The organism is Streptomyces sp. NPDC027663 (assembly GCF_055566415.1).
Map to the genome: position 1 here is coordinate 248,258 of NZ_JBVHSK010000006.1, position 13,661 is coordinate 261,918.

Sequence of the window (13,661 nt, forward strand, 5' to 3'; positions counted from 1 at the left end):
TTCGGGAAGGCCCGGGAGGAGGTGGAGGCGGGCCGGGTGGCCCGGGCGGTGCTGCTCTTCTGAGCCGCCGTCAGACGGGTCCGGGGGAGTTTTCCACAGGTGCGGGAAATCGGGTCGGCGATTGTCGGTGCCGGCCCCTACCGTCGGGGCATGAGCTACCGCGATGTCGCTTCACGGCCGGTCCTGACCTGGGCCCTGGTGGCCGTCGGCGCACGTATGCCGGTGGCCATGGCCCCGCTGGCCCTGGTCTTCCTGGTCCGCGAGCGGCCCGGCGGCTACTCCCTGGGCGCGGTCCTCGCCGCCGCCTACGTCATCGGTGAGATCGTCGGCGCCCCCGCGCTCGGCGTGCGCCTGGACCCCGCGCGGGCCCGCCCGCACCTGGCCGCCGGTCTCGCCTCGGGCGCCGTCGGTTTCGCCGGCCTCGGCGCGTTCCCCGGCGCGCCCGCCGCTGTGCTCTGCATCTTCGCCTTCCTCGCCGGGGCCGGCCCCGCCGCGGTCCCCGGCGGCCTGCGCACCCTGCTCACCACCCTGGTGCCCGAGCATGCGGCGGCCCAGGCGCTGTCCTTCGAGTCGGTCCTCACCTTCGGCGTCTGGGCCGTCTCCCCGGCCACCGTCACCTCGCTCGCCCTCGGCGTCGGCCCCCGTCTGCCCCTGCTGCTCGAAGCCGCCCTGATGGCCGCGGCCGTCGTGGGCCTGTGGCTGCTGCCGGCCGGCTGGGCGGCGCAGGAGCGGGACGGGCAGGGCACGTCGAAGCTGCGCACGCTGGCCCGCGCCTGGCCGGTGTACGTCACGGGCGCGGCGAGCCTGTCCCTGCTGGCCCTCGCCGAACTCGTGCTGCCCGCCCTGCTGGAACAGCGCGGCATCGGCGTGGGCTGGGCCGGCCCGCTGCTCACGGCGATGTCGGTGGCCTCGGCCGTCGGCGCCTTCCTCTACGGCCTGCGGTCCTGGCCGGGCCGGCTCAGCACCCGCAGTGCGGTCCTGATGGCGGGCATGTCGGTGGCGGTGACCCTGCTCGCCCTGATACCCGCCGCGCCGGGCATGGCGGTGGCGCTGGCCGTGGCCGGACTGCTGCAGTCCGGCGCGATGCTCACCCGCAACCTGTCTCTGCGCGAGGTCCTCCCGCCGGGTGCCCTGGCCGCCGGCTACTCGGTCATGTACGCCGCAGTCGGCGCCGGTTACGCCGCGACGGGCTCCCTCGCCGGTGTGCTGCTGCCGGTGGCCGCGCCGTCGACGGCGATCCTGGCGGGGGTGGCCCTGACCGTGCTGCTGACGGCGGTCGGCTGGTGGGGCGAGACACGCGCCGGCCGGTCAGCGCGGGGTGCCGGTGCGCCCGCGCCGCTCGACGCCGCTGCCGCCGGTCCGGAAGGTCCGCCGGTAGGCGGTGGGCGTGACCCCGAGCGCCGTCTGTAGGTGCTGGCGCATCGACTGGGCCGTGCCGAAGCCCGACTCGCGGGCCACCCGGTCCATCGGCAGGCCGGTGGACTCCAGCAGGTGCCGGGCGCGTTCCACCCGCTGCTGGGTGAGCCACTGGCCGGGGCTGACACCGGCCTCCTCGCGGAACCTCCGGGTGAACGTGCGCACCGACATCGCCTCCTGCTCGGCCATGTCCCGCAGCTGGATCGGCTCGTGCAGCCGGGCCAGCGCCCAGGCGCGGGCGGCGGTCGTCGTGGCCAGCTGGGGGTCGGGGACCGGGCGGTGGACGTACTGGGCCTGGCCGCCGTCGCGGTGGGGCGGTACGACCGTGATGCGGGCGACCTCGTTGGCGACGGCCGTGCCGAAGTCGCGGCGGACCATGTGCAGGCACAGGTCGAGCCCGGCGGCCACCCCGGCCGAGGTCAGCACCTCCCCGTCGTCGATGAACAGCACGTCCGCGTCCACGCGGACCTGCGGGAACATCCGCTGGAAGCGCTCGGCGTCGGCCCAGTGCGTGGTCGCCGGGCGGCCGTCCAGACGGCCGGCGGCGGCGAGGACGTAGACGCCGGTGCAGATGGAGGCGAGCCGGGTGCCGGGGCGGATGTGGGCGAGGGCGGCGGCCAGTTCATCGGTGAGCCGGCCCTCCTCGTAGACCGGGCCGAGTTCGTACGACGCCGGGACGATCACGGTGTCGGCGGTGGCCAGCACCTCGGGGCCGTGGGTGACGTGCACGGCGAAGTCGGCGTCCGTCTCGACCGGGCCGGGCGGCCGTACCGAGCAGGTCACGACCTCGTACAGGTGCCGTCCCCGGGCGTCCCGGGGCCGGCCGAAGATGCGGTGCGGGATGCCCAGTTCGAAGGGGAGCAGGCCGTCCAGGGCGAGGACGGCGACCCGGTGCGGGCGGTACTCCTCTGCGCTCGTCATGGCCCGATCGTAGCGAAGGCTGTCCACTCGGCCACTCGATGTGCGGGCATGCATCCCGGAGTCTGTATGACGTGACTCAGACAAGCCCCGCCGCAGCCCCCGTCCAGGTTCCGCCCGCCCGGCGCCACCGGGTGCACCGCGCCTGGTTCGTCGCCGCCGTCACCTTCGTCACGATCATCGGCGCGGCGGCATTCCGTTCCCTGCCCGGTCTGCTCATCGACCCCCTGCACGAGGACTTCGGCTGGTCGCGCGGCACGATCGGCGCCGCCGTCTCGGTCAACCTGGCGCTCTACGGCCTCACCGCCCCGTTCGCCGCCGCGCTGATGGACCGCTTCGGCATCCGCCGGGTGGTCGCCGTCGCGCTCACCGTGATAGCGGTCGGCTCCGGTCTGACGGTGTGGATGACGGCGGCCTGGCAGCTGCTGCTGTGCTGGGGGCTGCTGGTGGGGCTCGGTTCCGGGTCCATGGCGCTGGCCTTCGCGGCGACCGTCACCAACCGCTGGTTCACCGAGCGGCGCGGGCTCGTCAGCGGCATCCTCACCGCGGCCTCCGCCTCCGGCCAGCTGATCTTCCTCCCGCTGCTGTCCTGGATCGTCGAGCGCCACGACTGGCGGCCGGCCGCGGTCACCGTCGCCCTGGCCGCGCTCGCCGTGGTCCCCTTCGTGTGGCTGCTGCTGCACGACCACCCGGCCGACGTGGGCGCGAGGCCGTACGGGGCGAAGGAGTTCGTGGCGAAGCCGGCTGCGGTCCCGGGCGCGGCCCGCCGCACGCTGAGCGTCCTTGCCTCGGCCGTGCGCACCGGCCCGTTCTGGCTGCTCGCCGGAACCTTCGCGATCTGCGGGGCGTCCACCAACGGCCTGATCCAGACCCACTTCGTGCCCGCCGAGCACGACCACGGCATGCCCGTGACGGCGGCGGCCTCGCTGCTCGCGGTCATCGGGGTGTTCGACGTCGTCGGCACGATCGCCTCCGGCTGGTTCACCGACCGCTTCGAACCGCGCCGGCTGCTCGCCGTCTACTACGCCCTGCGCGGCCTCTCCCTGCTCTTCCTGCCGATGCTGCTGGACTCCGCCGTGCATCCGCCGATGCTCTTCTTCATCGTCTTCTACGGCCTCGACTGGGTGGCCACCGTGCCGCCGACCCTCGCCCTGTGCCGCGCGCAGTACGGCGAGGACAGCGCCATCGTCTTCGGCTGGGTGCTGGCCTCGCACCAGGTCGGTGCGGCCGTCGTCGCCTACCTCGGCGGAGTCGCCCGCGACGTCTTCGGCTCGTACGACGTGGTCTGGTACGCCTCCGGCGCCCTGTGCGCGGCGGCGGCCCTGATGGCCCTGGTGATCAGGCGCCACCAGGCTCCCGTGGCCGCCCTGTCCTGAACCGGTTCAGCTCTCCTGGAGCCGCCCGAACCGCCCCTGGTGGAAGAGCAACGGCTCCTGCGGCCCGTCCGCCCCGAGGGCGTCCACCCGTCCGACGACGATGAGGTGGTCGCCCCCTGTGTGCACGGCGTGCACGGTGCAGTCGATCCAGGCGGCGACCCCGGAGAGCCGGGGCGAGCCGGACACGGGTGCCGGTTCGTACGCCACCCCCGCGAACTTGTCCGCACCGCTCACCGCGAAGGCCCGGCACAGCTCGCCCTGGCCGGCGCTGAGCACGTTGACGCAGAAGACGCCGGCGCGGGCGATGTGCGGCCAAGTGGTGGAGGTGCGGCCCACCATGAAGCAGACGAGGGGCGGTTCGAGGGAGAGGGAGGAGAAGGACTGACAGGCGAATCCGGCCGGCCCGGACGCGTCCTCGGCTCCGGGTGCCGTGATCACCGTGACCCCACTGGCGAAGCAGCCCAGCACCCGCCGGAACTCCCCCGCCCCCACCGGGGCCCGCTCGTCCTCACGGACGCACCGCAACTCCGGCCGCGGCAAGGCCTCCACGGATCCCGGCGCCGCTCTCAGATACCGGACGGCCGCAGCCGCCGCCCCTGCGTGTCCCATCACCGTCCCATTGAACCTGACGGGCTGTCAGATGGGAAGTCCGGTGGAGGAGCCCGTGCCGTCCCTGCACACGGGCCCGAGCTCCGTCAGCGGCCCCGGAAATCGGGCTGTCTGCGTTCCGTGAATGCGCGTAGGCCCTCCTGGGCGTCCTGCGTCGTGAGGTTGATCTCCTGGGCCCAGGCCTCCGCCGCGAAGGCGGTCGTGCGGCCGCTGTCCAGGGAGGCGTTGATCAGCTGCTTGGTCAGGGCGAGGGAGCCGGTCGGGCCGAGGGCCAGGCGGGTCGCCCAGTCACGCGCCGTCTTCTCCAGTTCCCCGTCGGGGACCACGCGGTTGACCAGGCCCAGGCGTTCCGCCTCCGGGGCCGGGAGGGCGTCTCCGAAGAACATGAGTTCCTTCGCCCGTTGGAGGCCGATCAGCCGGGGGAGGAGATAGGCGCCGCCGCCGTCCGGGACCAGGCCGCGGCGGACGAACACCTCGATGAAGCGGGCCGATTCGGCGGCCAGGACCAGGTCGCAGGCGAACGCGAGGTGTGCGCCGAGGCCGGCTGCCGTGCCGTTCACGGCGGCCAGGACCGGTTTCTCGCAGTCCAGGACGGACGCGATCAGGCGTTGCGCTCCCAGGCGCAGGGTGCGGGCGACGTCCCCGGTGACCCGCTCCGTTCCGGTGGAACCGCCCCGCAGGTCCGCACCCGCGCAGAAGCCGCGGCCCGTGCCGGTCAGGACCACCGCCCGGACGTCCGGGGCCGCGGACGCCTCCGCCAGCAGGTCGGTGATCCGGTCCCGCATGGCGGGGGTGAGCGCGTTGAGGGAGTCCGGGCGGTCGAGGGTGATGTGCGAGACGTGGTCGCGGACCTCGTGCGCGATGCCGCTCACCGGCACACCACCAGCGCGTCCAACGCCACCGCCCCCTGCCCCCGCGGCAGCACCATCAGCGGATTGATGTCCAGCTCGGCGATCTGCGAGCCCAGTTCGAGCGCCATGCGCTGGACCCGCAGGATCACCTCCACCAGTGCGTCCACGTCGGACGGCGGGCGGCCCCGGACGCCGTCCAGCAGGGCCCGGCCGCGCAGTTCCGTCAGCATGGTGCGGGCCTGGTCCTCGCCGAAGGGCGGGACGCGGACCGTCGCGTCGTGCAGGACCTCCACCAGGACGCCGCCGAGTCCGGCCGTCACCGTCGGGCCGAACAAATCGTCGTGCGTCACCCCGACCACCATCTCCACGCCCTGCTCGACCATCTGGCACACCAGGACGCCGTCCAGCTCGACGCCCTCGTAGCGGGCGATGTCGTTCAGTTCCCGGTAGGCGTCGCGGACCTGGCTCGCCGAGGTCAGGCCGATCTTCACCAGGCCCAGTTCGGTCTTGTGGGCGATCTGCGCGCCGGACGCCTTCATCACCACCGGATAGCCGACCTGCCCGGCCGCCCGTACGGCCGCCGCCGCGCTGGTGACCAGCTGTTCGCGCGGCACCCGGATGCCGTAGGCGCGCAGCAGCTGCTTGGCCGCGTGCTCGCTGAGCTGCCGGCCGGGCTGCATCAGCGCCTCGGCCTTGCGGAAGGAGGGGGAGGGGGTGCGCGGGGCCTCGTCGAAGGGGGAGCGGTACTCGCTCACGAACCGGTGGTGGTCCAGCCAGGCGCGGACGGCGGTCAGGCAGTTGCCGACCGTGCGGAAGGTGGCGACGCGGGAGGAGCCGAGCAGGACGTCCCGGTACGCCGGTTCGGTGCCGGCCGGCGAGCCCCACACCACGCACACCAGCTTGTCGGTCTGCTCGGCCGCAGCGACCAGGTCCGTCACGAGCCTGTCGCTGAGCGGCGGGAAGGGGCCGGTGACCGGACAGATCAGCACGCCGACGTCCGGGTCGGCCAGGATCGCGTCGATGATCTTCCGGCCGCGCTCGTCGCCGACCGGGTGGCCGCCGTTGTCCACCGGGTTGGCGACGTTCAGATACTCCGGTATCCACTGGTGCAGCTCGGCCTGCTTGTCCGGGGACAGCCGCGGCAGCCGCAGTCCCGCCCCGGTGGCCAGGTCGGCGACGTGCGCGCCCGTGCCGCCCGAGATCGAGCAGACGGCCACCCCTTCGGCCAGGGGTGCCTTCGCGCGGGCCAGCAGGGCGGCCGTGTCCTGGAGTTCGTCCAGGGCGTCGACGCGGATCACGCCGTACTGCCGCATGGCCGCGTCCACCACGTCGTCGGCGCCCGTGAGCTTGCCGGTGTGCGAGGCGGCCGTTCGGGCCCCCGCCTCGGTCCGGCCCACCTTCACGGCGACCACCGGGACCCCGCGGCGGGCGGCGCGGTCGGCGGCCAGCAGGAAGGCGCGGCCGTCCTTCAGGCCCTCCACGTAGGCGGCGATGGCGCCGACCTCGGGCTGTTCGGCGAACCAGGAGAGGAAGTCGGCGGTCTCCAGGTCGGCCTCGTTGCCGGTGGGCGCCCAGTGCGAGAGCCGGATGCCGAGTTCCTGCAGGGCGAAGACGGGCCGGCCCTGGTGTCCGGACTGGGTGATCAGCGCGATGGCCGGCCCGGACAGGTCCTCCCGGAACCTTTCGAAGGCGTTGAGGTTGGTGTTCGGGCCCAGCAGCCGCAGCCCCGAGCGCCGTACGGCCTCGGCCAGCCGCTCCTGGGCCTCGGCGCCCGCCTTCCCGGTCTCGGCGAACCCGGAGGCGAAGGCGACCGCGAACTTCACCTTGGCCTCCGCGAGTTCCTCGATCACCGGCAGCGGGTCGGCCACCAGCAGCACGGCCAGGTCGACCTGTTCGGGCAGGTCCGCGACGGAGGCGACGCACGGGTGGCCGAAGACGGACGGCCGGGCGGGGTGCACCGGGTGCACCCGCGCACCGACCCGGCCGGCCCAGTCGAGCAGTTGCCGGGTGATCCCGGTGTTGGGCCGCCCCTCGGCGTCGGACGCGCCGATCACGGCCACGGACTCGGGCCGGAAGAACCGGGCCAGGTCGGGCACGTCGGCGTAGAGCGGGCGCCCGCTCACGTCCAGGTCGTCCATGTCGTCGGTTCGGCCGTGCACGGCCGGGCCGGGCCGCTGCTCGCCGCAGGCGATGACCCGGGCCCGGCGGGCGTCGGTGGTGAGTGTGCCGTGGGTCGATCCGAGCATCGTTCCGCCCGCCTCCCGTGAGACAGCCATGTGCAACTGACGCTCTGTCAGATTACTGAACTGACGAAGCGTCAGGAACGGGTCGGAAAGATAAAGTTACCGCCGGGTGCGAAATCCCTTGGCCACGGCGTGCGCGATCTTCCCCGCGTCGATCGCCAGCTCCCGGAACATCCCGCTGATGGGATTGGTGAAACCGGTGAAGTACAGACCGGGCGCCTGCGCGGGCGTGCGGCCGCCGTGCACCACCGGCTTCCCGCGCCCGTCCAGTACTCCGAGGTGGCCGACGAGTCCCTCCAGGGCGCGGACGTACCCGGTCGCCGCGACGACCGCGTCGGGCGAGATCCGGCTGCCGTCGGCGAGCACCACCTTGCCGTCCTCGAACGCCTCCACGGCGGCCACGATCTCCACCTTCCCCCCGCGCACGGCGTCGATCAGGCCGACGTCCAGGACCGCGATCGAGCCCTCCTTCACCCTGCTGTACAGCCCGCTCTCCGGACGCGGCAGCCCGTGCGCGGACAGGTCCGGGGTGCTGAGCCGCCCCACCGGCCCGGCGAGCCGGTCCACGAGCCCCACCGGCAGCCGCCGGACCAGTACGCCCGTGTACTGCGCGGCCCAGCCGAGGGTCGACCGGCGCAGGATGTGCGGTGCCGTGCGCACCGCCAGCCGCACCCGCGAGGCCCCGCCCTCCGCCAGGTCGACGGCGATCTCCGCGCCCGTGTTGCCGATCCCGACGACGAGCACGTCACGGCCGGCGTACGGCTCGGCGTTGCGGTAGCCGCCGGCGTGCAGCAGCTCCCCCTGGTAGCCCTCGCGGCCGGGCCAGTCGGGCAGGTGCGGGGTGTGGTTGTAGCCGGTGGCGACGACCACCGCGCTGCCGGTCAGCTCCCGGCCGCCGGAGGCGTGCAGCAGCCAGCCGGTGCCGTCCCCGGTCCGCTCGACGCGGTGGACCTCCACCCCGGTGACGATCTCCAGCTCGTGGTGCTCGGCGTACTTCTCCAGGTAGCGCACGACGTCGTCCCGGGACACCCAGCGCCCGAACCGGCGGGGCATGCCGAGACCGGGCAGCGCGGAGAGGCGGCGGGTGGTGTGCAGGCGCAGTCGGTCGTAGTGGTTGCGCCAGGAGTCGCCCGGCCGGTCGGCCTTCTCCAGGACCACCGCCCGTATGCCCCGCGCCCGCAGCGCGTGGGCGGCGGCGAGGCCGCCCGGACCGGCGCCTATGACGTAGACCGGGCGGTCGGCGGGGGTCGCCGACAGGTGGACGGGAGAAGGACGGGAGACGGCCATGAGCGGGAGCGTAATCACACACCGGGTTGATGGGTCTCGGTCAAGACCGGAATTGGTTGCGGATTGATCACGGATGGACGGGAACGGCGTCCACGGGGTGAAGAAACCGGCCACCGGGCCCGGGTGTGCAGGGCCCGGCGATGCGGGGGCGCCCTGCGCCGCGGACGGGGAAGGGGCGGCTCGGGCCCGCGCGCACGCAGACCCCTGCCGCACCCCTCGGCAAGGCGCCGCATCTGACGTACCGTCAGATCCATGGATGCGATATGGCTGGACGGTGCCGAGTGGCTGGCGGTGCTGCGCATCGGCCTCGGCCTGTGGTGGCTGGAGAGCTGGCGGCACAAGGACAAGAAGGCCTGGTTCGAGCGGGGCAGCGGCATCGCGTGGGCGGCGGAGATCGCCGGGAAACACCGCTGGGCACCGGTGCGGACGGGCTTCGAGGCGGTGGTGAAGCCGTACCCGAAGCTGATGGCGTACGTCGTCGCCTACGCCGAACTGTCCCTCGGTCTCGGCCTGATCCTCGGCTTCCTGACCCCGGTGGCCCTGCTCGGCGGGCTGGTGCTGAACGCGATCTACTTCGTCCTCATGATCCACGACTGGGCGGAGCAGGGCCAGAACTCGATGATGGCGCTGATCTCGCTGGTCGGCCTCTTCGGGATGGCGTGGCAGACGTGGTCGGTGGACGCCTGGCTCGGGTGGTTCTGATGGACGGGCCGCGCCACGACGTCCCGGAGGCGGACGCCTTCACCCGCGCCTACTGGGCGGCCGCGGCCGAAGGCCGGCTGCTGGTCCGCCGCTGCGGCGCCTGCGGCCGGGCCCACCACTACCCGCGGGAGTTCTGCCCGCACTGCTGGAGCGAGGAGGTCAGCTGGGAGGAGGCGAGCGGCCGGGCCGTGCTCTACACCTGGTCCACGGTCCACCGCAACGACCTCACCCCGTTCACCGACCGCACCCCCTACGTGGCCGCGGTGGTCGACCTGGCCGAGGGCCCCCGCATGATGACGGAACTGGTGGACTGTGCGGAGGACACCGTGCGGGCCGGGATGCCGCTGGAGGTGACGTTCCGGGAGGGGATCCCGGTGTTCACCTCCACGGGGCGGGAAAGGAGCGGCCGGGCACCGGATCGGGGATGAGACCGGGCACGGCTGCCACGAGGGCCGGCGCCGCCCGGGGTCCGTGATGCTCTCACCGCCCCGACGGATCGCGACGGAGCAGCGCCACCGGTCCCGGCGACGGCGTGCGGCCGCCCCGTCTCACGGCCACAGCAGCGCCCTGCTCCAGCCGAACCCGGTGCTGCGGTACTCCAGTCGTACGTGCCGCCGCTCCACGTCCCCCTGGAAGAACTCCACGGTCTCCGGGCGCAGCCGGTACAGCGTCCAGGTCGGCGACGGCTCGTCCGGGTTCTTCCGGGCCCGCTCCCAGGCCGCTTCCGAGGCCTGCCGCAACTCCGCCACCGACGACAGGTCCTCGCTCTGCCGCCCGGTCAGCGCGGCGGCCAGTGCGCCCGTGGAGCGCGCGTGCAGGTCGGCCTGGCTCTCCTCGGACGGTGCCGCGACGACGGGCCCCCGCACCCGCACCTGGCGGCCCAGCGCCGGCCAGTAGAAGGCGAGGGCCGCCTGCGGCCGGGCGCTCAGGGCGCGGCCCTTGCGGCTCGTGGCGTGCGAGGCGAAGGCCCAGCCGTCCGCGTCGGCGCCGTGCAGCATCACGATCCGTACGTCCGGCCTGCCCTCCTCGTCGACGGTCGCCAGGGACATGGTGTGCGGTTCCGGCTGCCCGGCCGCCACCGCGTCCGCGAACCAGCTCGTGAACAGGGCCAGCGGGGTGGGAGGTGCCGTCTCCGGATCGAAGGGCCGCAACTGGGTCACCCCGGGTTCCCAGACCCGCAGCGACAGGAGCAGTTCGTGGAGATCCTTTTGTGCCATGCGCCGAGTATCACCCGCACCGGGCGGCGCACCCCGGCCCCGCACGGCATGTGCCGGAGACGGGCACACCGGGCTCACTCCCGCCCGAGCACCACGGTCCCCGACGAGCAGAACCATCCGCCGGTCGCGGACGCCACTGCCAGCCGGGGCAGCCTTCCGTCGCGTCCCCGCACCTGGCGGTCCCCGGCCTCCCCGCGCAGCTGCCGTACCGCCTCCACCAGGAGGAACAGCCCGCGCATCCCGGGGTGCTGGGCCGACAGGCCGCCCCCGTCCGTGTTGACCGGCAGCTCCCCGCCCCGCACCAGCAGCCGGCCCTTCTCCACGAAGGCCCCGCCCTCGCCCTTGGCGCAGAAGCCCAGGTCCTCCAGGGTCAGCAGGGTCATGTAGGTGAAGGCGTCGTAGATCTCGGCGAAGTCGATGTCCGCCGGGGTCACCCCGGCCCGCTCGAAGGCGAGCCGGCCGCTCACCGCCGCCGGGGACACGGTGAAGTCGGGCCACTCGGACATCGCCGCGTGCGAGACGTGCTCGCCGGTGCCGAGGATCCGGACGGGGGCCGCACGGCAGTCCCGTGCGTACTCCTCGGCGGCCAGCAGGACCGCCGCGCCGCCGTCGGAGCGCAGGCAGCAGTGCAGCTTGGTGAAGGGATCGGCGATCATCGGCCCGGACAGGACGTCGTCGACCGTGATCGGGTCGCGGAACATCGCCTCCGGGTTCAGGGCCGCGTTCGCCCGCGCCTGGACGGCCACCTCGGCCAGCTGCTCGATCGTCGTGCCGTACTCGATCATGTGCCGGCGGGCCGCCATCGCGTACTTGGCGATCAGCGTGTGGCCGTAGGGCACTTCGAACTGCAGGGGGCCGCGGGAGCCGAAGGACAGGTTTCCGGTGCGGCGGCCGGCCCGGATGTCCGCCCGTGCGGTCGAGCCGTACACCAGCAGTACGGCGTTCGCGTGGCCCGCCGCTATCGCGTCCGCCGCGTGCGCCGCCATGACCTCCCAGGCCGCCCCGCCGACCGAGGTGGAGTCCACCCAGGTGGGCCGCAGGCCCAGGTACTCGGCCACCTCCACCGGGGCCAGCGTGCCGAGGCCCGCCGAGGCGAAGCCGTCGACCCGGGCGCGGTCCAGGCCGGCGTCCGCGAGGGCGCGCCGGGCCGCCTGGGCGTGCAGGGCGTACGGCGTCGCGTCGTCCACGCGTCCGCAGTCGGAGAGGGCCACGCCGGCCACGGCGACTTTCCTGCTCCCTGGCTTCATGGAAACTGACGGTACATCAGATATGGGCCCCCGTGGCAGGTGTCGCGGGTATGGGCATCCCCTCGCCGGACACCTAACATGACGGGCCGTCAGATTGCATGGGAGGGATCAGCCATGGACACGCGCCTCAGCCCCGAGCAGGACGAGATCCGCCGGACCCTGCGCGAGCTGCTGCGCAGACGCTGCGGCCCGGCCGAGCTGCGGGCCGCCGTCGAGACGCCCGCCGGACACGACCCCCTGCTGTGGTCCGCCCTCGCCGACCGGCTCGGCCTGCCGGGGCTCGCGCTCCCCGAGGCGTACGGCGGGGTCGGCTGCTCGGTCACCGAGCTGGCCCTGGCCTGCGAGGAGACGGGCCGGTTTCTCGCGCCCTCGCCGCTGCTCGCCACCTCTGTCCTCACCGCCCCGCTGATCCTCGCCCTGGGCACCGGCACCCAGCGCGCCGGGCTGCTCCCGCGCATCGCGGCCGGCACCCTCACCGCCGCCCTCGCCGTCGCCGGGCCCGCCCTCACCGCCGCCCTCGCCCTGACCGGCGGGAACGACGGCTACAGCGCCGGCGGCGGACGGGCCGGCGGGGTGCAGGCGCGGCGGGCCGAGACCGGCTGGCGGCTGTACGGGGAGGTGGAGCAGGTGCTGGACGGGCACCACGCCGGACTGCTGCTCGTCGCCGCGCACACCGGCGGCTACGCCCGGTCGCGGACGCTGCTGTTCCTGGTGACAGGGGACGCGGCAGGGGTCGTACGCACCCGGCAGACCGCCCTGGACGCCACCCGCCCGCAGGCGCGGATCCAACTGCGCGACGCGCCGGCGGAGTTGCTCGGATCCGAGGAGGCAGAAGTACTGCCCACCCTCGCCGCACTCGGGGACTCCGTCGCCGCGGTGCTCGCCGCCGAGGCCGTGGGGGCGGCGGACCGGGCGCTGGAGCGGACCGTGGAGTACGCCGCGCAGCGGGTCCAGTTCGGGCGGCCCGTCGGGTCCTTCCAGGCCGTGAAGCACCGGCTGGCGGACGTGTACGTGGCGGTGCAGGCGGCCCGGTCCGCCGCGTACTACGCCGCATGGGGAGCCGGCCACGGGCGGCGGGCCGGTGCGCTCGCGCTCGCCCAGGCGCTGGAGGCACTGCGGTGCGCCGCCGCCGAGGGCATCCAGCTGCACGGCGGCATCGGGTTCACCTGGGAGCACGACGCCCACCTGTACTTCAAACGGGCGGCCGGCGACGAGCTGCTCTTCGGGCCCGCGCACCGGCTGCGGGACCGGGCCGCCGAGGCGGCGGGGCTGTTCGCGGGCGGCGAGGTGGCGGTGTGATGGCCGGCGCCGGCGTGCGGTTCGTGCAGAAGGTGTCCTCCACCCGGGCGTTCGCCAAGGTCGCCCCGCATGTCGTCCCGGCCCTCGACCGCGCCGTGCACCGGCTCACCCGGGGCCGGTTCCTGCTCAGCACCCGGATGCTGCCCGGGGTGGTCCTCACCTCCACCGGTGCCCGCAGCGGGCAGCTCCGCCACACCCCGCTGGCCTGCATGCCCGAGCCGGGCGGCACCGGCTGGATCCTCGTCGGCTCCAACTTCGGCCGCAGCGGACACCCCGCCTGGACCCACAACCTCCTCGCCCACCCGACCGCCTCGATCAGCTGGAAGGGCCACGACGTCCCGGTCACGGCCAGGCTCCTGACGGGGGAGGAGCGGGCCGCCGTCTGGAGGTCACTGCTGGAGTTCTGGCCGCCGTACGCCACGTACCAGGCCCGGGTGACACGGGAGATCCGGCTCTTCCGGCTCACCGCGGCGCCCTGAAGACGCGACCAGCGGCA

The 13,661-nt window shown here is 74.0% G+C and carries 13 protein-coding genes; 6 read left to right on the forward strand and 7 right to left on the reverse strand.

The features are described from left to right. The first annotated feature begins 150 nt into the window (after positions 1-150). Positions 151-1,410 carry an MFS transporter gene (locus tag ACZ4SF_RS18945; protein WP_468385441.1) on the forward strand — a complete coding sequence of 420 codons (1,260 nt, stop codon included), beginning with the start codon at positions 151-153 and terminating at the stop codon, positions 1,408-1,410. On the opposite strand, the gene ACZ4SF_RS18950 is transcribed toward ACZ4SF_RS18945, so the two are convergent. Continuing rightward, complete coding sequence (locus tag ACZ4SF_RS18950) at positions 1,309-2,337, reverse strand: GlxA family transcriptional regulator (RefSeq protein ID WP_468385443.1); 1,029 nt, start codon at positions 2,335-2,337, stop codon at positions 1,309-1,311. The genes ACZ4SF_RS18945 and ACZ4SF_RS18950 overlap by 102 nt on opposite strands. 71 nt (positions 2,338-2,408) lie before the next feature. On the opposite strand from ACZ4SF_RS18950, the gene ACZ4SF_RS18955 reads away from it, so the two are divergent. Then, a complete protein-coding gene (locus ACZ4SF_RS18955) occupies positions 2,409-3,710 on the forward strand; it encodes an MFS transporter (protein WP_468385446.1) in 1,302 nt (433 codons plus the stop codon). 6 nt (positions 3,711-3,716) lie between these two features. On the opposite strand, the gene ACZ4SF_RS18960 is transcribed toward ACZ4SF_RS18955, so the two are convergent. From ACZ4SF_RS18960 to ACZ4SF_RS18975, 4 genes are all read right to left on the reverse strand, one after another. Continuing rightward, on the reverse strand, positions 3,717-4,319 hold the full coding sequence (locus ACZ4SF_RS18960; protein ID WP_468385449.1) for a flavin reductase family protein: 603 nt from the start codon (positions 4,317-4,319) through the stop codon (positions 3,717-3,719). Between the two features lie 86 nt (positions 4,320-4,405). Next, on the reverse strand, positions 4,406-5,197 hold the full coding sequence (locus ACZ4SF_RS18965) for an enoyl-CoA hydratase/isomerase family protein (protein WP_468385450.1): 792 nt from the start codon (positions 5,195-5,197) through the stop codon (positions 4,406-4,408). Beyond that, a complete protein-coding gene (locus ACZ4SF_RS18970) occupies positions 5,188-7,416 on the reverse strand; it encodes an acetate--CoA ligase family protein (protein ID WP_468385452.1) in 2,229 nt (742 codons plus the stop codon). The genes ACZ4SF_RS18965 and ACZ4SF_RS18970 overlap by 10 nt, the downstream gene beginning before the upstream one ends. Positions 7,417-7,512: 96 nt before the next feature. Further along, on the reverse strand, positions 7,513-8,700 hold the full coding sequence (locus tag ACZ4SF_RS18975; RefSeq protein WP_468385455.1) for a flavin-containing monooxygenase: 1,188 nt from the start codon (positions 8,698-8,700) through the stop codon (positions 7,513-7,515). Between the two features lie 252 nt (positions 8,701-8,952). Between ACZ4SF_RS18975 and ACZ4SF_RS18980 the strand changes: the two genes are divergently transcribed. Together ACZ4SF_RS18980 and ACZ4SF_RS18985 are read left to right on the forward strand one after the other, a co-directional pair. Further along, a complete protein-coding gene (locus tag ACZ4SF_RS18980) occupies positions 8,953-9,402 on the forward strand; it encodes a DoxX family membrane protein (protein ID WP_468385458.1) in 450 nt (149 codons plus the stop codon). Then, the gene (locus tag ACZ4SF_RS18985; protein WP_468385460.1) at positions 9,402-9,830 is read left to right on the forward strand and encodes a Zn-ribbon domain-containing OB-fold protein; all 429 of its coding nucleotides are present in this window, start codon (positions 9,402-9,404) and stop codon (positions 9,828-9,830) included. The genes ACZ4SF_RS18980 and ACZ4SF_RS18985 overlap by 1 nt, the downstream gene beginning before the upstream one ends. 120 nt (positions 9,831-9,950) lie before the next feature. Here ACZ4SF_RS18985 and ACZ4SF_RS18990 read toward each other — a convergent pair whose 3' ends face one another. Together ACZ4SF_RS18990 and ACZ4SF_RS18995 are read right to left on the reverse strand one after the other, a co-directional pair. Further along, entirely contained in the window at positions 9,951-10,619 is a 669-nt protein-coding gene (locus tag ACZ4SF_RS18990) for a pyridoxine/pyridoxamine 5'-phosphate oxidase (RefSeq protein ID WP_468385463.1), read from the reverse strand. A gap of 74 nt (positions 10,620-10,693) precedes the next feature. Continuing rightward, positions 10,694-11,866 (reverse strand): thiolase C-terminal domain-containing protein, encoded by a 1,173-nt coding sequence (locus tag ACZ4SF_RS18995; protein WP_468385466.1) that lies wholly within the window; start codon positions 11,864-11,866, stop codon positions 10,694-10,696. A 114-nt stretch (positions 11,867-11,980) separates the two neighbouring features. Here ACZ4SF_RS18995 and ACZ4SF_RS19000 point away from each other — a divergent pair, with 114 nt between their 5' ends. Then, a complete protein-coding gene (locus ACZ4SF_RS19000; protein WP_468385468.1) occupies positions 11,981-13,165 on the forward strand; it encodes an acyl-CoA dehydrogenase family protein in 1,185 nt (394 codons plus the stop codon). Next, entirely contained in the window at positions 13,165-13,644 is a 480-nt protein-coding gene (locus tag ACZ4SF_RS19005) for a nitroreductase family deazaflavin-dependent oxidoreductase (RefSeq protein WP_468385471.1), read from the forward strand. The genes ACZ4SF_RS19000 and ACZ4SF_RS19005 overlap by 1 nt, the downstream gene beginning before the upstream one ends. Positions 13,645-13,661: the final 17 nt, after the last annotated feature.